Here is a 23,221-nt window from a genome sequence, read left to right as displayed (position 1 = left end):
GCGTCCGGCGGTCCGTGCGTCCGTGGCCGGCATCCGTCCGTTGAGCGGTATCTCAGGAGCGCTCACCGTGCGCGACCCGTATGGTCATACGGTTATCGATCAACATCAGGGGTGGGGACTCCATGCTCACGTACCGCAAGAAGACCGCAGGCGCCGCCTTGGCCGCCGTACTGCTCATGGGCGGGGCCACGACGGCGTGCGAGGACGGGAAGAAGGCGGACGGCGGCAAGGCGGCCCCCGCTCCGTCCGCGCCGGCCGCGCAGGGCTCCCCGTCCGCCCCGCAGGCCGCCAAGGGCGCCGCGGACGCGGCGCCGGCCGCGTTCCTGGAGAAGGCCAAGAAGACGTCCGAGGAGATCACCTCCGTCCGCTACACCCTGACGGGGACGGTCTCGGGGCAGCAGGTCTCCTCCGAGGCCTCCATGCGGCTCAAGCCGTCCGTGGCGATGTCGATGAAGGCCACCTCGCGGGGCGCCGACGCCGGCACCGTGGAGATCCGCATGATCGACGGCGCCATGTACCTGGGCTCCGAGGGCACGTGGCTGAAGTTCGACATGAAGACCCTCGATCCGGCGACGGCGAAGAAGATGGAGAGCGCCCAGGGCGGCGCGAACAGCTCCGGCGAGAACCCGGGGGACCGGGCCGACCAGCTGATGGATGCCAAGGACCTCAAGAACCTCGGCGAGGAGAACGTCGACGGGGTGAAGACCACGCACGTCTCCGGAACCGTCACGACCGAGCAGATGCGCGCCGGCATGGCGACGACCGGCACTCCGGAGGCCAAGGAGCGCCGGGAGAAGAGCGTCAAGCAGCTGGAGGGCGAGGGCATCAAGGCCCTCAACGTCGACATGTGGATCGACGAGTCCGGCCACACCAAGCAGGTCCGCACGCGCGGCGAGGGCACCAAGGGCCCGATGGACACGACCATCAAGTTCCTCGACTACAACAAGCCGGTCGACGTCACCGCCCCGCCGGCCGACCAGGTCGTCGACCTCGCCGAGATGATGAAGGGCTCTCGCACGGGCTCCGGCACCGAGCAGGGCTGACCAGGCAGAATCCGTGGAGCGGATCCGCCGTACGGGCGGATTTGCTCTGCAACGGATGGTTCGCGTAGTCTTCCCCAGAAGCCAAAGACCGCTGGTCGTTGCCGTGCCTGCAAGGGTGCGGTGGCCGAAGGATCCGCTGAGTGCGGACGACCCGCGCAGGTGACTGTGGAAGGTTCCCGGAATTCGTTCCGGTTGAGCCGTGCCCTGGCGCCTGCGCCGGGGCGTTTCGTTTTTCAGCCCCTTCTGAGCGGTCCTCATCACCCGGAAGGAGGCGAACGCACCATGCCGACGCCCAACAAGGCTGCATCGGTAGCCGAGCTCAAGGACGCGTTCCAGAGCTCGAACGCCGCCGTGCTGACCGAGTACCGGGGTCTCACCGTCGCGCAGCTCAAGACGCTGCGTCGCTCCCTTGGTGAGAACGCCCAGTACGCCGTGGTGAAGAACACGCTGACCAAGATTGCGGCCAACCAGGCCGGGATCACCGCGCTGGACGAGCACTTCGCTGGTCCGACCGCGGTCGCCTTCATCACCGGTGACCCGGTGGAGTCGGCGAAGAGCCTGCGTGACTTCGCCAAGGAGAACCCCAACCTGATCATCAAGGCGGGTGTCCTTGATGGTAAGGCGCTCTCCGCCGATGACATCAAGAAGCTTGCGGACCTCGAGTCCCGCGAGGTTCTGCTCAGCAAGCTGGCCGGCGCGTTCAAGGGCAAGCAGTCCCAGGCTGCCTCGCTCTTCCAGGCGCTGCCGTCGAAGTTCGTCCGCACTGCGGAAGCCCTTCGCGTCAAGCTCGCCGAGCAGGGCGGTGCCGAGTAATTCGGCTCGCGCATTGATCCACGCCGCCTAGGGCGTGGGTCGCAGCGGGCCGTTACGCCCGCCTCTCTATACATCCGGCACCTGCCGAATTAGTGGAAGGATCGCCCATCATGGCGAAGCTCTCTCAGGACGACCTCCTCGCCCAGTTCGAGGAGATGACCCTCATCGAGCTCTCCGAGTTCGTGAAGGCCTTCGAGGAGAAGTTCGACGTCACCGCCGCCGCGGCCGTCGCCGTCGCCGGTCCGGCCGGCCCGGGCGCCGTTGTCGAGGCCGAGGAGGAGAAGGACGAGTTCGACGTCATCCTCACCGGTGCGGGCGACAAGAAGATCCAGGTCATCAAGGTCGTGCGTGAGCTGACCTCCCTGGGTCTGAAGGAGGCCAAGGACCTCGTCGACGGCACCCCGAAGCCGGTCCTCGAGAAGGTCAACAAGGAGGCCGCTGACAAGGCCGCCGAGGCCCTCAAGGCCGCCGGTGCGGGCGTCGAGGTCAAGTAACACCTCTGAGGCCGTCTGACGGCCTCTGCCAAGGGCGATCACCCGTAAGGGTGGTCGCCCTTTGGCGTACCCGCAGTGCCTGACTTGCCCTCGTCTCGTTGGGGAGTAGGGTGATCTTCGTTGCCTCGAAGCAGGGTCCGGAGATGATCCGCTCGGAGCACGGGGCCTTGACGAACGGCCAGCGGCGCGCAATTCTCAGTCCCGTCGTGAGGTCGGCCAGCTCGATCCGAGATCCGAGGCATGGATCGACTACGAAGAGGGCAGTACTGATACGCGCTCTGTGTACGAGAGCCGCAGCGTGTTGGTTTTGAACAACGGTAGGGAAGGGCCTGTTGCCGGTTTCCGGAAACCTGGTCTGGACATCAGTGAGCCGAGTGGCTACACTGACCCTTTGCGCTGCCTGTTAGCTGTCCCCTGCCCGTCGCCAGGGGCATGCCCACGCTAGAGCACATCTGACTGACCGCCTCTGACCTGGTCTTTTGGCCGGATTGGAAGCATCTTGTCTTCTGTGTCGGCTGGGACCGGTACGCGCGTAGTGAGTCCGAGCCCTCGGAAGGACCCCCTCTTGGCCGCCTCGCGCAACGCCTCGACCAATACGAACAACGGTGCCAGCACCGCCCCGCTGCGCATCTCCTTTGCAAAGATCAAGGAGCCCCTCGAGGTTCCGAACCTCCTGGCGCTGCAGACCGAGAGCTTTGACTGGCTGCTCGGAAACGCCGCCTGGAAGTCCCGCGTCGAGTCGGCGCTTGAGAGTGGACAGGACGTCCCCACCAAGTCCGGTCTGGAAGAGATCTTCGAGGAGATCTCGCCGATCGAGGACTTCTCCGGGTCGATGTCGCTGACGTTCCGCGACCACCGGTTCGAGCCGGCGAAGAACTCCGTCGACGAGTGCAAGGAGCGCGACTTCACGTACGCGGCGCCGCTCTTCGTCACGGCCGAGTTCACGAACAACGAGACCGGTGAGATCAAGTCTCAGACGGTCTTCATGGGCGACTTCCCGCTCATGACCAACAAGGGCACCTTCGTCATCAACGGCACCGAGCGCGTCGTCGTGTCGCAGCTCGTCCGTTCCCCGGGTGTCTACTTCGACTCCTCCATCGACAAGACGTCCGACAAGGACATCTTCTCCGCCAAGATCATCCCGTCCCGGGGTGCCTGGCTGGAGATGGAGGTCGACAAGCGCGACATGGTCGGTGTCCGCATCGACCGCAAGCGCAAGCAGTCCGTCACCGTCCTCCTGAAGGCTCTCGGCTGGACCACCGAGCAGATCCTCGAGGAGTTCGGCGAGTACGAGTCCATGCGCGCCACCCTGGAGAAGGACCACACCCAGGGCCAGGACGACGCGCTGCTCGACATCTACCGCAAGCTGCGCCCGGGCGAGCCGCCGACCCGCGAGGCCGCTCAGACGCTGCTCGAGAACCTCTACTTCAACCCGAAGCGCTACGACCTCGCGAAGGTCGGCCGCTACAAGGTGAACAAGAAGCTCGGCGCCGACGAGCCGCTCGACGCCGGTGTGCTCACCACCGACGACGTGATCGCGACGATCAAGTACCTCGTCAAGCTCCACGCGGGCGAGACCGAGACCATCGGTGAGTCGGGCCGTTCGATCGTCGTCGAGACCGACGACATCGACCACTTCGGCAACCGTCGTCTGCGCAACGTCGGCGAGCTCATCCAGAACCAGGTCCGCACGGGTCTGGCTCGTATGGAGCGCGTCGTGCGCGAGCGCATGACCACGCAGGACGTCGAGGCGATCACGCCGCAGACCCTGATCAACATCCGGCCGGTCGTCGCCTCCATCAAGGAGTTCTTCGGCACCAGCCAGCTGTCGCAGTTCATGGACCAGAACAACCCGCTGTCGGGTCTGACGCACAAGCGTCGTCTCTCGGCTCTGGGTCCCGGCGGTCTCTCCCGTGAGCGGGCCGGCTTCGAGGTCCGTGACGTGCACCCGTCGCACTACGGCCGCATGTGTCCGATCGAGACCCCCGAAGGCCCGAACATCGGTCTGATCGGCTCGCTCGCGTCCTACGGCCGCGTCAACGCGTTCGGTTTCATCGAGACCCCGTACCGCAAGGTCGTCGACGGCCAGGTCACCGACGAGGTCGACTACGTCACCGCCGACGAGGAAGACCGCTTCGTCATCGCCCAGGCGAACGCCCGCCTGGACGACGAGCTGCGCTTCACCGAGGGTCGCGTCCTGGTCCGCAAGCGTGGCGGCGAGGTCGACTACGTCGAGCCGTCCGACGTGGACTACATGGACGTCTCGCCGCGCCAGATGGTGTCCGTCGCCACCGCGATGATCCCCTTCCTCGAGCACGACGACGCCAACCGTGCCCTCATGGGCGCGAACATGATGCGCCAGGCCGTTCCGCTCATCAAGGCGGAGGCCCCGCTCGTCGGCACCGGCATGGAGTACCGCTGCGCGGTCGACGCCGGCGACTCGATCAAGGCGGAGAAGGACGGTGTCGTCCAGGAGGTCTCGGCCGACTACATCACCGTCGCCAACGACGACGGCACGTACACCACGTACCGCGTCGCCAAGTTCTCCCGCTCGAACCAGGGCACCTCGGTCAACCAGAAGGTCATCGTCAACGAGGGTGACCGGATCATCGAGGCCCAGGTCCTCGCCGACGGTCCGGCGACCGAAGAGGGCGAGATGGCCCTCGGCAAGAACCTGCTCGTCGCGTTCATGCCGTGGGAAGGCCACAACTACGAGGACGCGATCATCCTGTCGCAGCGCCTCGTGCAGGACGACGTCCTCTCCTCGATCCACATCGAGGAGCACGAGGTCGACGCCCGTGACACCAAGCTGGGCCCCGAGGAGATCACCCGGGACATCCCGAACGTCTCCGAGGAGGTCCTCGCCGACCTCGACGAGCGCGGCATCATCCGCATCGGTGCGGACGTCGTCGCCGGCGACATCCTCGTCGGCAAGGTCACGCCCAAGGGTGAGACCGAGCTGACCCCCGAGGAGCGCCTGCTCCGCGCGATCTTCGGTGAGAAGGCCCGCGAGGTGCGTGACACCTCGCTCAAGGTTCCTCACGGTGAGATCGGCAAGGTCATCGGTGTCCGCGTCTTCGACCGCGAGGAGGGCGACGAGCTTCCTCCGGGCGTGAACCAGCTGGTCCGCGTCTACGTCGCCCAGAAGCGCAAGATCACCGACGGTGACAAGCTCGCCGGCCGCCACGGCAACAAGGGTGTCATCTCCAAGATCCTTCCGATCGAGGACATGCCCTTCCTCGAGGACGGCACCCCGGTCGACATCATCCTCAACCCGCTGGGTGTCCCGTCCCGAATGAACCCGGGACAGGTCCTGGAGATCCACCTCGGCTGGCTCGCCAGCCGCGGCTGGGACGTCTCCGGCCTCGCGGAGGAGTGGGCGCAGCGCCTCCAGGCGATCGGCGCCGACCAGGTCGCCCCCGGCACCAACGTCGCCACCCCCGTCTTCGACGGTGCGCGTGAGGACGAGCTGGCCGGCCTGCTCCAGCACACCATCCCGAACCGCGACGGCGAGCGCATGGTGCTCCCGACCGGTAAGGCGCGCCTGTTCGACGGCCGCTCCGGCGAGCCGTTCCCGGACCCGATCTCGGTCGGGTACATGTACATCCTCAAGCTGCACCACCTGGTCGACGACAAGCTCCACGCCCGTTCGACCGGTCCGTACTCGATGATCACGCAGCAGCCGCTGGGTGGTAAGGCGCAGTTCGGTGGTCAGCGATTCGGTGAGATGGAGGTGTGGGCGCTCGAGGCGTACGGCGCCGCGTACGCCCTCCAGGAACTCCTGACGATCAAGTCCGACGACGTGACCGGCCGCGTGAAGGTCTACGAGGCCATCGTCAAGGGCGAGAACATCCCCGAGCCGGGCATTCCCGAGTCCTTCAAGGTGCTCATCAAGGAAATGCAGTCGCTCTGCCTCAACGTGGAGGTGCTGTCCTCGGACGGCATGTCCATCGAGATGCGCGACACCGACGAGGACGTCTTCCGCGCGGCGGAGGAGCTCGGTATCGACCTGTCCCGGCGCGAGCCGAGCAGCGTCGAAGAGGTCTGACGGGCCTGACGGGGGCTCCTCACGGAGCCCCCGTCGCCCCCGGGACCGTTCAGACCATGATTGAGACTCGACCCCGAAAGAGGGATTGACGCACAGTGCTCGACGTCAACTTCTTCGACGAGCTGCGGATCGGCCTTGCCACCGCGGACGACATCCGAACCTGGTCACACGGCGAGGTCAAGAAGCCGGAGACCATCAACTACCGCACCCTCAAGCCCGAGAAGGACGGACTCTTCTGCGAGAAGATCTTCGGTCCTACCCGGGACTGGGAGTGCTACTGCGGCAAGTACAAGCGTGTCCGCTTCAAGGGCATCATCTGTGAGCGCTGTGGCGTCGAGGTCACGCGCGCCAAGGTGCGCCGTGAGCGCATGGGCCACATCGAGCTCGCCGCTCCCGTCACCCACATCTGGTACTTCAAGGGCGTCCCGTCGCGTCTTGGCTACCTGCTGGACCTCGCGCCGAAGGACCTCGAAAAGGTCATCTACTTCGCCGCGTACATGATCACGTTCGTCGACGACGAGCGCCGTCAGCGCGACCTGCCGTCGCTGGAGACCCACGTCTCCGTCGAGCGCCAGCAGATCGAGAACCGCCGTGACGCGGACCTCGAAGGCCGTGCCAAGAAGCTCGAGAGCGACCTGGGCGAGCTCGAGGCCGAGGGCGCCAAGGCCGACGTGCGCCGCAAGGTGCGCGAAGGCGCCGAGCGCGAGATGAAGCAGCTCCGTGACCGCGCCCAGCGCGAGATCGACCGCCTCGACGAGGTGTGGAACCGCTTCAAGAACCTCAAGGTCCAGGACCTGGAGGGCGACGAGCTCCTCTACCGCGAGCTGCGTGACCGCTTCGGCACGTACTTCGACGGTTCCATGGGTGCGGCTGCTCTGCAGAAGCGCCTGGAGTCCTTCGACCTCGAGGAGGAGGCCGAGCGCCTCCGCGAGATCATCCGTACCGGCAAGGGCCAGAAGAAGACCCGCGCGCTCAAGCGCCTCAAGGTCGTCTCCGCGTTCCTGCAGACCAGCAACAGCCCCAAGGGCATGGTCCTGGACTGCGTCCCGGTCATCCCGCCGGACCTGCGTCCGATGGTGCAGCTGGACGGTGGCCGCTTCGCGACCTCCGACCTGAACGACCTGTACCGCCGCGTGATCAACCGCAACAACCGCCTGAAGCGCCTTCTCGACCTCGGTGCCCCCGAGATCATCGTGAACAACGAGAAGCGCATGCTCCAGGAGGCGGTCGACGCCCTCTTCGACAACGGCCGTCGTGGTCGCCCGGTGACGGGCCCCGGCAACCGTCCGCTGAAGTCCCTCAGCGACATGCTGAAGGGCAAGCAGGGTCGATTCCGTCAGAACCTCCTCGGCAAGCGCGTGGACTACTCCGCGCGTTCCGTGATCGTCGTCGGTCCGCAGCTGAAGCTGCACCAGTGTGGTCTGCCCAAGGCCATGGCGCTGGAGCTCTTCAAGCCGTTCGTGATGAAGCGCCTGGTCGACCTGAACCACGCGCAGAACATCAAGAGCGCGAAGCGCATGGTCGAGCGCGGCCGCACGGTCGTGTACGACGTGCTCGAAGAGGTCATCGCCGAGCACCCGGTGCTGCTGAACCGTGCGCCCACGCTGCACCGTCTCGGCATCCAGGCCTTCGAGCCCCAGCTGGTCGAAGGCAAGGCCATCCAGATCCACCCGCTCGTCTGCACCGCGTTCAACGCGGACTTCGACGGTGACCAGATGGCCGTCCACCTGCCGCTCTCCGCGGAGGCGCAGGCCGAGGCCCGCATCCTGATGCTGTCCTCGAACAACATCCTCAAGCCGGCCGACGGCCGTCCGGTCACGATGCCGACGCAGGACATGGTCCTGGGTCTGTTCTTCCTGACCACCGACGGTGAGCTCCGTGACGTCAAGGGCGAGGGCCGCGCGTTCGGCTCGACCGCCGAGGCGATCATGGCGTTCGACGCCGGCGAGCTCGCGCTGCAGTCGTCCGTCGACATCCGCTTCCCGGTGGGCACCATCCCGCCGCGCGGCTGGGTGCCGCCGGTCGCCGAAGAGGGCGAGCAGGAGTTCCAGCCGGGCGACAGCTTCCGTCTGAAGACCACCCTGGGTCGCGCGCTCTTCAACGAGCTGCTGCCCGAGGACTACCCGTTCGTCGACTACTCGGTGGGCAAGAAGCAGCTCTCCGAGATCGTCAACGACCTGGCGGAGCGCTACCCCAAGGTCATCGTGGCGGCGACGCTCGACAACCTGAAGGCGGCCGGCTTCCACTGGGCGACCCGTTCGGGCGTCACCGTGGCCATCTCCGACGTCGTCGTGCCCGAGGCCAAGAAGGCCATCGTCGCGGGCTACGAGGCACAGGACGAGAAGGTCCAGAAGCAGTACGAGCGCGGTCTGATCACCAAGGACGAGCGCACGCAGGAGCTCATCGCGATCTGGACCAAGGCGACCAACGAGGTTGCCGAGGCGATGAACGCGAACTTCCCCAAGACGAACCCCATCTTCATGATGGTTGACTCGGGTGCCCGAGGAAACATGATGCAGATGCGACAGATCGCCGGTATGCGTGGTCTGGTGTCGAACGCGAAGAACGAGACCATCCCGCGTCCGATCAAGGCGTCCTTCCGTGAGGGCCTCACCGTTCTGGAGTACTTCATCTCCACGCACGGTGCCCGTAAGGGTCTGGCGGACACCGCCCTGCGTACCGCCGACTCGGGTTACCTCACCCGTCGTCTGGTGGACGTCTCGCAGGACGTCATCATCCGCGAGGAGGACTGCGGCACCGAGCGCGGCCTCAAGCTCAAGATCGGTGTCAAGGACGAGGCGGGTGTCCTCCGCAAGGCGGACGACGTCGAGACCTCCGTGTACGCCCGCATGCTGGCCGAGGACGTCGTCATCGACGGCAAGGTCATCGCGCCGGCGAACGTGGACCTCGGCGACGTGCTCATCGACGCCCTCATCGCGAACGGCGTCGAGGAGGTCAAGACCCGCTCGGTCCTGACCTGCGAGTCCGCGGTCGGCACCTGTGCCTTCTGCTACGGCCGCTCGCTGGCCACCGGCAAGCTCGTCGACATCGGCGAGGCGGTCGGCATCATCGCCGCCCAGTCCATCGGTGAGCCCGGTACCCAGCTGACGATGCGTACCTTCCACACCGGTGGTGTGGCCGGTGACGACATCACGCAGGGTCTGCCGCGTGTCGTCGAGCTCTTCGAGGCCCGTACCCCGAAGGGTGTCGCCCCGATCTCCGAGGCCGCCGGCCGCGTGCGGATCGAGGAGACCGAGAAGACGAAGAAGATCGTCATCACGCCCGACGACGGCAGCGAGGAGACGGCCTTCCCGATCTCCAAGCGCGCCAAGGTCATCGTGCACGAGGGCGACCACGTCGAGGTGGGCCAGAAGCTCACCATGGGTGCCACCAACCCGCACGACGTGCTGCGCATCCTCGGCCAGCGTGCCGTCCAGGTCCACCTGGTCGGCGAAGTCCAGAAGGTCTACAACTCGCAGGGCGTGTCGATCCACGACAAGCACATCGAGATCATCATCCGGCAGATGCTGCGCCGCGTGACGATCATCGAGTCCGGCGACGCGGAGCTCCTGCCGGGCGAGCTCGTCGAGCGCTCGAAGTTCGAGACCGAGAACCGTCGTGTGGTCACCGAGGGCGGTCACCCCGCCTCCGGCCGTCCGCAGCTGATGGGTATCACCAAGGCCTCGCTGGCGACGGAATCCTGGCTGTCGGCCGCCTCCTTCCAGGAGACGACCCGAGTCCTGACGGACGCGGCGATCAACGCCAAGTCCGACAGCCTCATCGGCCTCAAGGAGAACGTCATCATCGGTAAGCTCATCCCGGCCGGTACGGGTCTGTCCCGCTACCGCAACATCCGGGTGGAGCCGACCGAGGAGGCCAAGGCCGCGATGTACTCGGCCGTCGGCTACGACGACATCGACTACTCGCCCTTCGGCACCGGCTCCGGCCAGGCTGTCCCGCTGGAGGACTACGACTACGGCCCGTACAACGGCTGAGTCGGAACCTGAGCAAGACCGCAGGGCGGTCACCCGAGAGGGTGACCGCCCTGCGGCGTTGTACGGGGGATCCGGCGGGCCGGCGGGTGTCAGGAAGACGCCGGTGCCCCTTGGCCCGGGACGTCAGGAGACGTGGCCGTTCCCCCAGAGGACGAACCCTTCGGGGCCGGCCACCGGCGAGACGTTCTCCGTGAACGCCCCGGACAGCGTCGGGCGCAGCTTCCAGTCGCCGTCCTCCCAGACGGTCGTTCCGGTGAACGCCGCGCAGGTCCCGTCCGCCAAACACATCAGGACCGTGCTCGTGACCTGCTCCTTCGAAGCGGCGACGACCTTGAAGCCGAGGCAGGTTCCCTCGCCGGGCGGCGTGCGGGCGAAGCAGGACCAGGCGGGGCCGTCGATCTCCAAGGGACCCGCTGCAGGGGAGGCCGGCAGCAGGTCGGTGCGGTACGTCATCCACGTGAGGCCGGCGGGCTCCGCGACGGCACGGCCTGGTCGGCGTCGTTCGTGCGGCAGCCGGCCGGACGTCCCTCCGCCGATCTCCCGCCGGCTGCTGCTGCCGCCGCCGCGGGACCCTCGGGAAAACGTCAGCTCGCATCCGGCTCGTGACCGGATGTGGACACCTTCCGTCAGCGGTGAAGCCCGGGCCCGGGCGGTCTAGCCGCGGCGGCGCCTGAGGTGGGTCGTCGTGGTGACCGAGGCCAGGGTGAGGAGGGCCAGGGCGGCGGCCGCGAGGCCCGGGGCCAGGCCCTTCGGGGTGAAGGTGCAGGAGAGCTCGCGCGTGCCCGGGGTGACCGGGAGGGAGAGCAGGCCGTGGAAGTCGCGGATCGGGGCCGAGCACTGCCAGCCCGGGACGTTGGTCACCGCGAGGACGGCGGTGCCGGTGGTGTTCGGGGGGAGGGTGGCTTCGAGGGTGTGGCCGCCGACGCGGACCGAGGTGGCGCCCGTCGACTTCAGGGTGCCGATCGTGGTGTCCAGGGCGGCGCGGTCGAGGCAGCCGATGGGGTTCGGGCCGGCGGTGGCGTTCTCCGTGCGGGTTTCCACCGTCGCCGTGACCTCGCCCGAGGCGGGGACCTGGCCCAGCGGGACGACGCCGGTCATGCGGTCCTCCAGGGGGCGGGTGGAGGTGGGGGTGCGGAGGGTGCCGTAGAGCTCGGGGGAGTACCAGTACGCCTCGGAGCCGGGGGTGCACCGGGCCGCGTACGTCTGGGTGGTGGGGGTGCCCGTCCGGGTGGCGGCCGGGACCTCGTAGACCGTGGCGCCCAGGACGTTCTCCTGGTGGGCGTAGACCGAGCCGGCGGGGTGGGGGGAGGTGTACGGGGCCGTGCGGACCGTGACCAGGGGAGGGGCGGACTGCTTGGTCGCCGTCCAGCTGCCGGGGGCGGTGCCGGGGCGGACCCGGGCGCCGATCGAGAAGATCGCGTCGAGCACCGGGTTGTCGGCGCCGAAGAAGGTCCGGCCGTCGTTCTTGAAGCCGTAGCCGAGGGGTTCGAGGGCCTGGTACGTGACTTCCGGGAGGTAGCTGCTGTAGTACTGCGGGCCCTCCGCCCGGAGGGCGAGGGCGTCGTTGTACGAGGTCTGCGGCGCGCCCGAGTCCGTCCGGTAGGCGGGCCAGCCGTCCACGCTCCGGACCGCGTCGAAGTGGTTGGTGATCGAGCGGTTCGAGGTCGGGACGGGGGCCGCCCAGCGCTCGCGGGAGCGGCGGGCGTCCGCGTTGGCCGCAGCGACCGTCGATTCGGCGAAGACCACGCCGATCATGAGGAGGGCCGCCAGGGGGAGGAGGGCGCGGCGCTTGTCCGCCCGGGTGAGCAGGACCAGGGCCAGCAGGGAGGCCCCGCCGCCGGCGAGGACGGCGGGCCAGGTCCAGCCGCCGAAGTCGTTGGTGTGGCGGAGCGCGAAAGCGGCCAGGAGGAGCAGGGCCGCCGCCAGGGCCAGGTGGAGGGGGCGGGGGCGGTTGGCCAGGGCGAGCCAGGCCAGGATGACGACCATCCCGCTGAACACGAACGCCTCGCGGTACGGGTTGCCGTTCGGCACCGCCAGGCCGTGCCACGCGTACTGCGTCGGGGGGAACTGGAACGAGACCAGGACCAGGAGGGTGGCCGCCGCCCAGACCAGGCGGGTGCGGGCCGCGATGCGGGTGTTGAGGAGGAAGCTGCCCGCCAGGATCAGGCCGAGCGAGGCCACGTACAGGCGCGGGCGGCCGCCCCACAGGTGGGTGGCCGGGAGCATGCCGGCGAGGAAGATCTCGATCCGGACGGGGTCGAAGGCGCCGGCCCTGGTGGGCTGCGCCGCCCCGCTGGACAGGAACGACGGCAGGAGGAGGGGCAGGGTCAGGAGGATGCCCACCGCCGCCGCGGTCGCCGCGCGCCACAGGGCGCGCAGCCGCTGCGCGCCCGTCATGTCCAGGGTGATCAGGCGGATCGCCAGCAGTACGCAGGCCGCCATCGTGGCCATCATGGCGGTGTAGAAGTTGCCGAACCAGGCGAGGGCGACCAGCAGCGCCACCCCCGGCCAGCGGCGGCCCTCCAGGCACCACTCGACGGCGATGCCGAGCAGCGGGAGGGCCACCAGGCCCCACAGCCACATGGGGATGTACGAGGCGTCGCTCAGCGCCCACCCGCACAGCCCGTACGTCGCCCCGAGCACTCCGCGCTGCCACCACGGCCCGGGATGCAGCTTGCCGAGGTAGACGGCCATCACGGCGGCGGCCGTGCCCATGGTGACCGGGGTGATCACGAAGACGGCCAGGTCGACGTGCTCGCGCGGGACCAGCACGGCCAGCCAGGAGAACGGATTGCCGAGGTAGGTGTAGTAGTCGGACAGGAACTGTTGTCCGAAGCCTCCCCGCCAGGTGAACAGCACGTCGCCGGCGGCCTGGCCGTGGACGAGGTCCCACAGGGCGCGGTGGAAGGGGACGTACTGGTTGGCCTGGTCGTTGATGGCGCGGCCCTTGTCCCCGAAGGGGAAGGTGCCCCGCGCCACCCATGCGGCGCAGAAGGCGCCCGAGGTGACGAGGAAGGCCAGCAGGGGCCCGTACAGCCGGGAGAGCGCGGCGCGCCGCCGTGACGAGGGGGTTCGGCCGCCGTCGGGGGGCGGGTTCTCCGCCGTCTTCGGCTCCGGTGTGACCGTCCCCAATGTCCTGCTCCTGGCGCTCGTACGTTTTGGGCTGTCTCGCTGGGATTCGCTGGGCAGTGTAGTTCGCCCTCCGTTTACCACGGCCGTGCGCGTCCCGCGCGGCCACCCCGGTCAGGTGCCGTTCGCCCGTGCGGCGCCTGAGCTGTGCGGTCGTCGCGGCGGTGGCGGGGCGGCTTATGTTTTGACCGGAGTGGATGCGGTGGGTACGCTCAGACCTTGTGCCTGGGGTGTGCCTGGGCTCCCGTGCGTGTCCATCAACCGCACGTGAGAGTCAACGGCCACCGAGATCCGTGCGTCTTTCCGCATTTGCGGAGGGGTCCGCCGGGTCCGACACACCCGACCGCGTGGGTCGGCAAAGTTCCAGGTTAGCTTCACTACACGGCACACAGAAACCGGAGAAGTAGTGCCTACGATCCAGCAGCTGGTCCGTAAGGGCCGGCAGGACAAGGTCGAGAAGACAAAGACCCCCGCGCTCGAGGCCTCGCCCCAGCGTCGCGGCGTCTGCACGCGTGTGTTCACGACCACCCCGAAGAAGCCGAACTCGGCGCTCCGTAAGGTCGCGCGTGTGCGTCTGACCTCCGGCATCGAGGTCACCGCTTACATTCCGGGTGAGGGACACAACCTGCAGGAGCACTCGATCGTGCTCGTGCGTGGTGGCCGTGTGAAGGACCTGCCGGGTGTTCGTTACAAGATCATCCGCGGTGCGCTTGACACCCAGGCTGTCAAGAACCGCAAGCAGGCCCGCAGCCGCTACGGCGCCAAGAAGGAGAAGTAAGAATGCCTCGTAAGGGCCCCGCCCCGAAGCGCCCGGTCATCATCGACCCGGTCTACGCATCTCCTCTGGTGACCTCGCTCATCAACAAGATCCTGCTGAACGGCAAGCGCTCCACCGCCGAGCGCATCGTCTACGGCGCCATGGAAGGCCTCCGCGAGAAGACCGGCAACGACCCGGTCATCACGCTGAAGCGCGCGCTGGAGAACGTCAAGCCGTCCCTCGAGGTCAAGTCCCGCCGTGTCGGTGGCGCGACCTACCAGGTCCCCGTCGAGGTCAAGCCGGGTCGCCAGTCGACCCTGGCCCTCCGCTGGCTCGTGGGTTACTCCCGCGCCCGTCGTGAGAAGACCATGACCGAGCGCCTGATGAACGAGCTTCTCGACGCCTCGAACGGCCTCGGTGCGGCCGTCAAGAAGCGCGAGGACACGCACAAGATGGCCGAGTCCAACAAGGCCTTCGCGCACTACCGCTGGTAGTCCCAACCCACATCGAGACCGAGAGAAGACTGAGCCGATATGGCTACCACTTCGCTTGACCTGGCCAAGGTGCGCAACATCGGCATCATGGCCCACATCGACGCGGGCAAGACGACCACCACCGAGCGCATCCTGTTCTACACCGGTGTGTCGTACAAGATCGGTGAAGTCCACGACGGCGCTGCCACGATGGACTGGATGGAGCAGGAGCAGGAGCGCGGCATCACCATCACGTCCGCCGCGACGACCTGCCACTGGCCGCTCGAGGACGTCGACCACACCATCAACATCATCGACACCCCGGGTCACGTGGACTTCACGGTCGAGGTGGAGCGTTCGCTCCGCGTCCTCGACGGTGCCGTCACCGTGTTCGACGGTGTCGCCGGTGTGGAGCCGCAGTCCGAGACCGTTTGGCGTCAGGCGGACCGCTACGGCGTCCCGCGCATCTGCTTCGTCAACAAGCTCGACCGTACCGGCGCCGAGTTCATGCGCTGCGTCGACATGATCAAGGACCGCCTCGGTGCGGTTCCGATCGTCATGCAGCTCCCGATCGGTGCCGAGGCCGACTTCCAGGGTGTCGTCGACCTCGTCCGCATGAAGGCTCTCGTGTGGTCCGCCGAGGCCACCAAGGGCGAGATGTACGACGTCGTCGACATCCCGGCCTCGCACACCGAGCTGGCCGAGGAATGGCGCGGCAAGCTCGTCGAGCAGGTCGCCGAGAACGACGAAGAGATGATGGAGCTCTTCCTCGAGGGCGAAGAGCCCTCCGAGGAGCAGCTGCACGCCGCTGTGCGTCGCATCATCCTCGGCTCCGGCAAGGGCAAGGGCGAGCCCACGATCACCGCGGTGTTCTGCGGTACGGCGTTCAAGAACAAGGGCGTCCAGCCCCTGCTCGACGCCGTCGTGCGCTACCTCCCGTCGCCGCTCGACATCGAGGCCATCGAGGGCCACGACGTCAAGGACGCCGAGGTCGTCGTGAAGCGCAAGCCGTCGGACGAGGAGCCCCTCGCCGCGCTCGCGTTCAAGATCATGAGCGACCCGCACCTCGGTAAGCTCACCTTCGTCCGGGTTTACTCGGGCCGCCTGGAGGCCGGCACCGCGGTGCTGAACTCCGTCAAGGGCAAGAAGGAGCGCATCGGCAAGATCTACCGCATGCACGCGAACAAGCGTGAGGAGATCGACGCGGTGGGCGCCGGCGACATCGTCGCCGTCATGGGCCTGAAGCAGACCACCACCGGTGAGACGCTGTGCGACGACAAGGCGCCCGTGATCCTGGAGTCCATGGACTTCCCGGCTCCGGTCATCCAGGTCGCCATCGAGCCCGCCTCGAAGGGCGACCAGGAGAAGCTGGGTGTCGCCATCCAGCGTCTCGCGGAAGAGGACCCGTCGTTCCACGTCCACTCGGACGAGGAGACCGGCCAGACCATCCTCGGCGGTATGGGCGAGCTGCACCTCGAGGTGCTGGTCGACCGTATGAAGCGCGAGTTCAAGGTCGTCGCCAACGTCGGCAAGCCGCAGGTCGCGTACCGCGAGACGATCCGCAAGGCCGTCGAGCGTCACGACTACACCCACAAGAAGCAGACCGGTGGTACCGGTCAGTTCGCCAAGGTGCAGATCGCGATCGAGCCGATCACGGACGCCGATGGTCCGGCGTACGAGTTCGTCAACAAGGTCACCGGTGGCCGCGTGCCGAAGGAGTACATCCCTTCGGTCGACGCCGGTGCGCAGGAAGCCATGCAGTTCGGCATCCTGGCCGGCTACGAGATGACTGGCGTCCGCGTCACGCTTCTCGACGGTGGCTACCACGAGGTCGACTCCTCCGAGCTCGCCTTCAAGATCGCCGGTTCGCAGGCCTTCAAGGAGGCCGCGCGCAAGGCTTCTCCCGTGCTCCTCGAGCCGATGATGGCCGTCGAGGTCACCACGCCGGAGGAGTCCATGGGCGACGTCATCGGTGACATCAACTCCCGCCGTGGCCAGATCCAGGCCATGGAGGACCGTCACGGAGCCAAGATCGTCAAGGGCCTCGTGCCGCTTTCGGAGATGTTCGGCTACGTCGGAGACCTCCGCAGCAAGACCTCGGGTCGCGCCAGCTACTCGATGCAGTTCGACTCCTACGCCGAGGTTCCCCGGAACGTCGCTGAGGAGATCATCGCGAAGGCCAAGGGCGAGTAACTCTTCCGAGTTCACGCTTTAGGCTTGCCACCGGAACCTCTGGGGCAACAGGAGCAACCCTCCCGTTGCCCCGGGGAGCCGGCTATCCAGCAAAGATCACCTGGCGCCGACCATTCAAGGCGTACAGAACCACTCTCAGGAGGACCCCCGTGGCGAAGGCGAAGTTCGAGCGGACTAAGCCGCACGTCAACATCGGCACCATCGGTCACATTGACCACGGTAAGACGACCCTCACGGCCGCCATTACCAAGGTGCTGCACGACAAGTACCCGGACCTGAACGCGGCCTCGGCCTTCGATCAGATCGACAAGGCTCCTGAGGAGCGCCAGCGCGGTATCACCATCTCCATCGCGCACGTCGAGTACCAGACCGAGGCGCGTCACTACGCCCACGTCGACTGCCCGGGTCACGCGGACTACATCAAGAACATGATCACCGGTGCCGCGCAGATGGACGGCGCCATCCTCGTGGTCGCCGCCACCGACGGCCCGATGCCGCAGACCAAGGAGCACGTGCTCCTGGCCCGCCAGGTCGGCGTTCCGTACATCGTCGTCGCCCTGAACAAGGCCGACATGGTGGACGACGAGGAGATCCTGGAGCTCGTCGAGCTCGAGGTCCGTGAGCTCCTCTCCGAGTACGACTTCCCGGGCGACGACCTGCCGGTCGTCCAGGTCTCCGCGCTGAAGGCGCTCGAGGGTGACAAGGAGTGGGGTGACAAGCTCCTCGGCCTGATGGACGCCGTGGACGCCGCGATCCCGACCCCGCCGCGTGACACCGACAAGCCGTTCCTGATGCCCGTCGAGGACGTCTTCACGATCACCGGTCGTGGCACCGTCGTCACCGGCCGCATCGAGCGTGGTGTCCTGAAGGTCAACGAGACCGTCGACATCATCGGCATCAAGCCGGAGAAGACCACCACCACGGTCACCGGCATCGAGATGTTCCGCAAGCTGCTCGACGAGGGCCAGGCCGGTGAGAACGTCGGTCTGCTCCTCCGTGGCATCAAGCGCGAGGACGTCGAGCGCGGCCAGGTCATCATCAAGCCCGGTTCGGTCACGCCGCACACCGAGTTCGAGGCCGCCGCGTACATCCTGTCGAAGGACGAGGGTGGCCGTCACACCCCGTTCTTCAACAACTACCGCCCGCAGTTCTACTTCCGTACCACGGACGTGACCGGCGTCGTGACCCTCCCCGAGGGCACCGAGATGGTCATGCCGGGCGACAACACCGACATGACGGTCGCGCTGATCCAGCCGGTCGCCATGGAGGAGGGCCTGAAGTTCGCCATCCGTGAGGGTGGTCGCACCGTCGGCGCCGGCCAGGTCACCAAGATCACGAAGTAATTCGTGTTCTGACCTGGTAGCTCGCACCAGCGGGCACCATGTTTGACGCGAGGGCCCCTTTCCCACCGCTCCGGCGGTGGGGGAGGGGCCCTTGTCGTACCCCCCGGTAATGATGGGCGAGGGGCCGTGAGAGGCTCCGGCGCGGAGCACGTACGGACGTTCGGGGTGGGGATCATGGGGCGGCAGGACGCCGACGGGACGGGCATGTCCGACGAGGAGTGGGCCCGGTTCAGCGAGCAGATCGCGCGGGAGGGCGCGGACGCGCCGAAGGAGCCGTCCGCTCGGGCGCGGATGGTGACCGAGCGGCTGCGGCACGAGGACGCGGAGCGGGCCCGGACCGCCGGGCGCCGCGGCCCGTTCGGGCGCCGGGGCGGTGCCGCGCCGAGCGGGCCGCCGGGCTGGCGGACGGGGCCCTCCTGGCGGGAGACGGAGGACCGGCGGCGGCGCCGGAGGGGCCTGAAGGCCACCGCGGGGATCGTGGGCATCGCGGCCCTGGCGCTGGTCGTCGTACGGCCGGAACTGCTGATCGACCGGCTGACCGGGAAGACCGGGGCCCGTCAGGCGGCCTCTGCGGGCTCGCCGCTGCCGGGCGAGTCCGTACGCCCGACCGGGGCCCCGGACGCCGTGTACCCGGACCGCCCGACCCTGAAGGAGCCCTTCCGCGGCTCGCCGGCCCTCCGGTGGGCCGATGGCGCCGCCGGGATCGAGGTGCCGGCCGCGACGGCGATCGGCGGGATGTCCGAGGCGGCGGTGGCGGACGCGCTGGCGAAGGCGAAGCAGTTCCTGGTCGCGGCCAACCTGGACCGGGCCACCCTGCGGGGGGAGCGCCCGGAGGCGGCGCTGGCGCTCCTGGACCCCCGCCAGCCCGAGGTCCCGCAGCGTCTGGAGCGCTCCCTGGCGGGGCCCGGCGGCGAGGACAGCCCCGTCATGCTGTTCACCCGCTTCGATCCCGCCGAGGTCCAGCCGGCCGGCGACGTGGTCAAGGTGCGCGGCAGCATGCGCGCGGAGGCGGGGGACCCGGGGGAGGTGCGGCTCGTCACCGACTACACCTTCGTGCACCCGATGACGAATGCGGACGGGAGCGTGCAGCGGACGATCGTGCGCCGGCAGATCACCTTCTCGCTGCTGGACCCGTCGCGCTGGCAGGCCACCGCGGGGCGGCTCCAGCTGCACACCTACAAGGCGGAGTGGTCGAACGTGCAGTGCGAGGCGGCCCGCGGATTCCTGCACCCGGACTTCCCGCAGGACCGGCCGGGCGGAACTCAGCCCTCCGGGCCGGCCACGGATCCGTACGACCGCAGCGGGGACATTCAGGGCGAGGGGTGCGGGACCGTGACGAGGTCCTGACCAGGGATCCCCGCCGTGTGGCGCGGTTTGACGTGTCCGCGCGGCGGGGTATTCTCTTCGGCCCGATTGGCCAGGTACGTGTCTCGTATGGCAGACTACTCAAGTTGCTCGGTTGAGTGCCGATGCTGTGCGCCTCCCGCCGGGAGGACCGGAAGCGAGTCCCACAGTACTCGTCGTCCTTAATCTGCCTTTCGGGGCAGCAATGAGGACGGACGTACGGGAATCTTCTGGGAAGTGTCAGCACGGTGCACACCAGGCGCCCGGTGGGTGTTTCTCCCCCGAGACGCGGTCAGGACCGCATCCCCTTGGACGAGGGAATTTCCGTATGGGAATTTTCTGTAGAGGGTATGCGACACGCCCGACCGCGTGGGTCGGAGAGAAGCCGCGGAACCCCGTTCCGCAGCCGCCCGGGAGCCAGAGCGTTTCCACACAGAGACAGGACTACGGAGTAGCCATGGCGGGACAGAAGATCCGCATCCGGCTCAAGGCCTACGACCACGAGGTCATCGACTCCTCGGCGAAGAAGATCGTCGAGACGGTGACCCGCACTGGTGCGTCGGTCGCAGGCCCGGTGCCGCTGCCCACTGAGAAGAACGTGTACTGCGTCATCAAGTCGCCGCACAAGTACAAGGACTCGCGCGAGCACTTCGAGATGCGCACGCACAAGCGCCTGATCGACATCCTCGACCCGACGCCCAAGACCGTTGACTCGCTGATGCGCCTGGACCTTCCGGCCGGCGTTGACATCGAGATCAAGCTCTGAGAGGCGTCGAGAAGATGGCAAAGCAGATCAAGGGCGTCCTGGGCGAGAAGCTCGGCATGACCCAGGTCTGGGACGAGAACAACCGTGTCGTCCCGGTGACCGTCGTCAAGGCCGGACCCTGCGTCGTAACCCAGGTCCGTACGAACGACATCGACGGCTACGAGTCGGTCCAGATCGCCTTCGGCGAGATCGACCCGCGCAAGGTGAACAAGCCCCTCAAGGGCCACTTCGCCAAGGCCGACGTGACCCCCCGCCGCCACCTGGTGGAGCTCCGCACCTCCGACGCCAGCGAGTACACGCTCGGCCAGGAGATCACTGCCGAGGTGTTCGAGTCCGGCGTCAAGGTTGACGTCACGGGCAACAGCAAGGGCAAGGGCTTCGCCGGTGTCATGAAGCGGCACAACTTCCGGGGCCTCGGCGCCGGTCACGGTGTGCAGCGCAAGCACCGCTCCCCCGGTTCGATCGGTGGCTGCGCCACCCCTGGGCGTGTCTTCAAGGGCATGCGCATGGCCGGTCGCATGGGTAACGAGCGCGTCACCACCCAGAACCTGACCATCCACGCGGTTGACGCGGAGAAGGGTCTGCTCCTCATCAAGGGCGCGGTCCCCGGTCCGAACGGCGGCCTCGTCCTGGTCCGTACCGCGGCCAAGGGGGCTTGAGGTAATGAGCACCATTGACATCCTTTCGCCGGCAGGCGACAAGGCCGGTACCGTCGAGCTCCCCGCGGAGATCTTCGACGCGAAGACCAGCGTTCCGCTGATCCACCAGGTCGTCGTCGCCCAGCTGGCAGCTGCCCGTCAGGGCACGCACAAGACCAAGACCCGTGGCGAAGTCCGTGGTGGTGGCAAGAAGCCTTACCGCCAGAAGGGCACCGGCCGCGCCCGTCAGGGTTCGACCCGCGCTCCGCAGTTCGCCGGCGGTGGCGTCGTCCACGGCCCGCAGCCGCGTGACTACTCGCAGCGGACCCCCAAGAAGATGAAGGCCGCCGCCCTCCGCGGTGCCCTCTCGGACCGTGCGCGTCACTCCCGCATCCACGTCGTCACCGGCGTGGTCGAGGGTGCCGCCTCCACGAAGGCCGCCAAGACGCTGTTCGGCAAGATCTCGGAGCGCAAGAACCTGCTCCTGGTCGCCGAGCGCTCTGACGAGCTGGCGTGGCTGTCCGCCCGCAACCTGCCCCAGGTTCACATCCTGGAGCCGGGCCAGCTGAACACGTACGACGTGATCGTCTCTGACGACGTGGTCTTCACCCAGGCCGCGCTCGAGTCCTTCGTGTCTGGCCCCAAGGCCGATGAGACCGAAGGGAACGAGGCCTGATGTCTGAGGCGACCGTTACCAGCAAGACCTTCACCGACCCGCGCGACCTGCTGATCAAGCCGGTCGTCTCGGAGAAGAGCTACGCGCTGCTGGACGAGAACAAGTACACGTTCATCGTCGCGCCCGGCGCCAACAAGACCCAGATCAAGCAGGCCGTCGAGGCGGTCTTCTCGGTCAAGGTCACCGGGGTCAACACGATCAACCGTCAGGGTAAGCGCAAGCGCACCAAGACCGGTTTCGGCAAGCGCGCCAACACCAAGCGCGCCATCGTGACCCTTGCCGAGGGCAACCGTATCGACATCTTCGGCGGCCAGGCCTCCTAACGGAGGTCTAGTCGTCCGGAATCGGACGAGGACTGAGAAATGGGTATCCGCAAGTACAAGCCGACGACCCCGGGCCGTCGTGGCTCCAGCGTCGCCGACTTTGTCGAGATCACGCGGTCCACGCCGGAGAAGTCGCTGGTTCGCCCTCTGCACAGCAAGGGCGGCCGTAACAACACCGGCCGGATCACCGTTCGCCACCAGGGTGGTGGACACAAGCGCGCCTACCGCGTGATCGACTTCCGTCGTCACGACAAGGACGGCGTGCCGGCCAAGGTCGCGCACATCGAGTACGACCCCAACCGCACCGCGCGCATCGCGCTGCTGCACTACGCCGACGGCGAGAAGCGCTACATCATCGCGCCGCGCGGTCTGCAGCAGGGTGACCGGATCGAGAACGGCCCCACGGCCGACATCAAGCCGGGCAACAACCTCGCGCTCCGCAACATCCCGGTCGGTACCACGATCCACGCGATCGAGCTCCGTCCCGGTGGCGGCGCGAAGTTCGCCCGCTCCGCTGGTGCCTCCGTGCAGCTGCTCGCGAAGGAGGGCGTGATGGCCCACCTCCGCATGCCGTCCGGTGAGATCCGTCTCGTCGACGCGCGCTGCCGCGCCACCGTCGGCGAGGTCGGCAACGCCGAGCAGTCGAACATCAACTGGGGCAAGGCCGGCCGCATGCGCTGGAAGGGCGTCCGCCCGACCGTCCGCGGTGTCGCGATGAACCCGGTTGACCACCCGCACGGTGGTGGTGAGGGCAAGACCAGTGGTGGTCGCCACCCGGTCTCCCCGTGGGGTCAGAAGGAGGGTCGTACTCGCTCGCCGAAGAAGGCTTCGAGCAAGTACATCGTCCGCCGCCGCAAGACGAACAAGAAGCGCTAGGAGCGGGTTTAGATGCCGCGCAGTCTCAAGAAGGGGCCCTTCGTCGACGACCACCTCGTAAAGAAGGTGGACGTCCAGAACGAAGCCGGCACCAAGAACGTCATCAAGACCTGGTCCCGTCGCTCGATGATCATCCCCAGCATGCTGGGTCACACGATCGCGGTGCACAACGGCAAGACCCACGTCCCGGTGTTCGTCACCGAGTCGATGGTCGGCCACAAGCTCGGCGAGTTCTCGCCGACTCGCACCTTCCGCGGCCACGTCAAGGACGACCGGAAGTCGAAGCGCCGCTAATCGCGGGGTGGTTACG

General features: G+C 67.5%; 18 protein-coding genes. 16 read left to right on the top strand and 2 right to left on the bottom strand.

The features are described from left to right. The first annotated feature begins 122 nt into the window (after positions 1-122). The 5 genes from ACZ518_RS05175 (at position 123) to ACZ518_RS05155 (ending at position 10,393) form a co-directional block, all read left to right on the top strand. Positions 123-1,043 carry an SCO4651 family lipoprotein gene (locus ACZ518_RS05175; protein WP_469111616.1) on the top strand — a complete coding sequence of 307 codons (921 nt, stop codon included), beginning with the start codon at positions 123-125 and terminating at the stop codon, positions 1,041-1,043. 282 nt (positions 1,044-1,325) lie between these two features. After that, entirely contained in the window at positions 1,326-1,856 is a 531-nt protein-coding gene (gene rplJ / locus ACZ518_RS05170) for a 50S ribosomal protein L10 (RefSeq protein WP_054222541.1), read from the top strand. A 110-nt stretch (positions 1,857-1,966) separates the two neighbouring features. Continuing rightward, complete coding sequence (gene rplL / locus ACZ518_RS05165; RefSeq protein ID WP_329197480.1) at positions 1,967-2,350, top strand: 50S ribosomal protein L7/L12; 384 nt, start codon at positions 1,967-1,969, stop codon at positions 2,348-2,350. A gap of 565 nt (positions 2,351-2,915) precedes the next feature. Beyond that, the gene (gene rpoB, locus ACZ518_RS05160) at positions 2,916-6,398 is read left to right on the top strand and encodes a DNA-directed RNA polymerase subunit beta (protein ID WP_469111615.1); all 3,483 of its coding nucleotides are present in this window, start codon (positions 2,916-2,918) and stop codon (positions 6,396-6,398) included. Between the two features lie 95 nt (positions 6,399-6,493). Then, complete coding sequence (locus ACZ518_RS05155; protein ID WP_469111614.1) at positions 6,494-10,393, top strand: DNA-directed RNA polymerase subunit beta'; 3,900 nt, start codon at positions 6,494-6,496, stop codon at positions 10,391-10,393. 123 nt (positions 10,394-10,516) lie between these two features. Here ACZ518_RS05155 and ACZ518_RS05150 read toward each other — a convergent pair whose 3' ends face one another. Together ACZ518_RS05150 and ACZ518_RS05145 are read right to left on the bottom strand one after the other, a co-directional pair. Then, entirely contained in the window at positions 10,517-10,906 is a 390-nt protein-coding gene (locus ACZ518_RS05150; protein ID WP_469111686.1) for a DUF8175 domain-containg protein, read from the bottom strand. A 141-nt stretch (positions 10,907-11,047) separates the two neighbouring features. After that, complete coding sequence (locus ACZ518_RS05145) at positions 11,048-13,525, bottom strand: YfhO family protein (RefSeq protein WP_469111613.1); 2,478 nt, start codon at positions 13,523-13,525, stop codon at positions 11,048-11,050. Positions 13,526-13,928: 403 nt separating this feature from the next. On the opposite strand from ACZ518_RS05145, the gene rpsL reads away from it, so the two are divergent. The 11 genes from rpsL (at position 13,929) to rpsS (ending at position 23,205) form a co-directional block, all read left to right on the top strand. After that, complete coding sequence (gene rpsL, locus ACZ518_RS05140; RefSeq protein ID WP_007265893.1) at positions 13,929-14,300, top strand: 30S ribosomal protein S12; 372 nt, start codon at positions 13,929-13,931, stop codon at positions 14,298-14,300. A 2-nt stretch (positions 14,301-14,302) separates the two neighbouring features. Beyond that, positions 14,303-14,773 (top strand): 30S ribosomal protein S7, encoded by a 471-nt coding sequence (gene rpsG / locus ACZ518_RS05135; RefSeq protein ID WP_007265894.1) that lies wholly within the window; start codon positions 14,303-14,305, stop codon positions 14,771-14,773. Positions 14,774-14,812: 39 nt separating this feature from the next. Continuing rightward, a complete protein-coding gene (fusA, locus tag ACZ518_RS05130) occupies positions 14,813-16,945 on the top strand; it encodes an elongation factor G (protein ID WP_469111612.1) in 2,133 nt (710 codons plus the stop codon). 149 nt (positions 16,946-17,094) lie between these two features. Further along, positions 17,095-18,288 carry an elongation factor Tu gene (gene tuf, locus ACZ518_RS05125; protein WP_469111611.1) on the top strand — a complete coding sequence of 398 codons (1,194 nt, stop codon included), beginning with the start codon at positions 17,095-17,097 and terminating at the stop codon, positions 18,286-18,288. 174 nt (positions 18,289-18,462) lie between these two features. Then, positions 18,463-19,635 carry a hypothetical protein gene (locus tag ACZ518_RS05120; RefSeq protein ID WP_469111610.1) on the top strand — a complete coding sequence of 391 codons (1,173 nt, stop codon included), beginning with the start codon at positions 18,463-18,465 and terminating at the stop codon, positions 19,633-19,635. Between the two features lie 454 nt (positions 19,636-20,089). Next, positions 20,090-20,398 carry a 30S ribosomal protein S10 gene (gene rpsJ, locus ACZ518_RS05115; protein WP_003948644.1) on the top strand — a complete coding sequence of 103 codons (309 nt, stop codon included), beginning with the start codon at positions 20,090-20,092 and terminating at the stop codon, positions 20,396-20,398. A 14-nt stretch (positions 20,399-20,412) separates the two neighbouring features. Beyond that, the gene (rplC, locus tag ACZ518_RS05110; RefSeq protein WP_007265899.1) at positions 20,413-21,057 is read left to right on the top strand and encodes a 50S ribosomal protein L3; all 645 of its coding nucleotides are present in this window, start codon (positions 20,413-20,415) and stop codon (positions 21,055-21,057) included. Positions 21,058-21,061: 4 nt separating this feature from the next. Then, entirely contained in the window at positions 21,062-21,712 is a 651-nt protein-coding gene (rplD, locus tag ACZ518_RS05105; protein WP_007265900.1) for a 50S ribosomal protein L4, read from the top strand. Next, positions 21,712-22,035 carry a 50S ribosomal protein L23 gene (rplW, locus tag ACZ518_RS05100; RefSeq protein ID WP_007265901.1) on the top strand — a complete coding sequence of 108 codons (324 nt, stop codon included), beginning with the start codon at positions 21,712-21,714 and terminating at the stop codon, positions 22,033-22,035. Before rplD ends, rplW begins: the two co-directional genes overlap by 1 nt. Before the next feature lie 39 nt (positions 22,036-22,074). After that, on the top strand, positions 22,075-22,911 hold the full coding sequence (gene rplB / locus ACZ518_RS05095) for a 50S ribosomal protein L2 (RefSeq protein ID WP_125822122.1): 837 nt from the start codon (positions 22,075-22,077) through the stop codon (positions 22,909-22,911). Between the two features lie 12 nt (positions 22,912-22,923). Next, positions 22,924-23,205 (top strand): 30S ribosomal protein S19, encoded by a 282-nt coding sequence (rpsS, locus tag ACZ518_RS05090; RefSeq protein ID WP_008739713.1) that lies wholly within the window; start codon positions 22,924-22,926, stop codon positions 23,203-23,205. Positions 23,206-23,221 lie beyond the last annotated feature (16 nt).

Source organism: Streptomyces sp. NPDC033966, from assembly GCF_055575955.1.
The sequence above is the reverse complement of the archived record's forward strand: the minus strand, read 5'-3'. Positions and strand labels throughout refer to the sequence as shown.

Bases quoted from the DNA above. Each gene is read 5' to 3' on its own strand.
- rplD (WP_007265900.1), top strand. From the start codon at position 21,062: ATGAGCACCATTGACATCCTTTCGCCGGCAGGCGACAAGGCCGGTACC.
- rplC (WP_007265899.1), top strand. From the start codon at position 20,413: ATGGCAAAGCAGATCAAGGGCGTCCTGGGCGAGAAGCTCGGCATGACC.
- rplB (WP_125822122.1), top strand. From the start codon at position 22,075: ATGGGTATCCGCAAGTACAAGCCGACGACCCCGGGCCGTCGTGGCTCC.
- rpsG (WP_007265894.1), top strand. From the start codon at position 14,303: ATGCCTCGTAAGGGCCCCGCCCCGAAGCGCCCGGTCATCATCGACCCG.
- ACZ518_RS05175 (WP_469111616.1), top strand. From the start codon at position 123: ATGCTCACGTACCGCAAGAAGACCGCAGGCGCCGCCTTGGCCGCCGTA.
- ACZ518_RS05120 (WP_469111610.1), top strand. From the start codon at position 18,463: ATGGGGCGGCAGGACGCCGACGGGACGGGCATGTCCGACGAGGAGTGG.
- rplL (WP_329197480.1), top strand. From the start codon at position 1,967: ATGGCGAAGCTCTCTCAGGACGACCTCCTCGCCCAGTTCGAGGAGATG.
- rpsJ (WP_003948644.1), top strand. From the start codon at position 20,090: ATGGCGGGACAGAAGATCCGCATCCGGCTCAAGGCCTACGACCACGAG.
- rpsS (WP_008739713.1), top strand. From the start codon at position 22,924: ATGCCGCGCAGTCTCAAGAAGGGGCCCTTCGTCGACGACCACCTCGTA.
- rplJ (WP_054222541.1), top strand. From the start codon at position 1,326: ATGCCGACGCCCAACAAGGCTGCATCGGTAGCCGAGCTCAAGGACGCG.
- rplW (WP_007265901.1), top strand. From the start codon at position 21,712: ATGTCTGAGGCGACCGTTACCAGCAAGACCTTCACCGACCCGCGCGAC.
- fusA (WP_469111612.1), top strand. From the start codon at position 14,813: ATGGCTACCACTTCGCTTGACCTGGCCAAGGTGCGCAACATCGGCATC.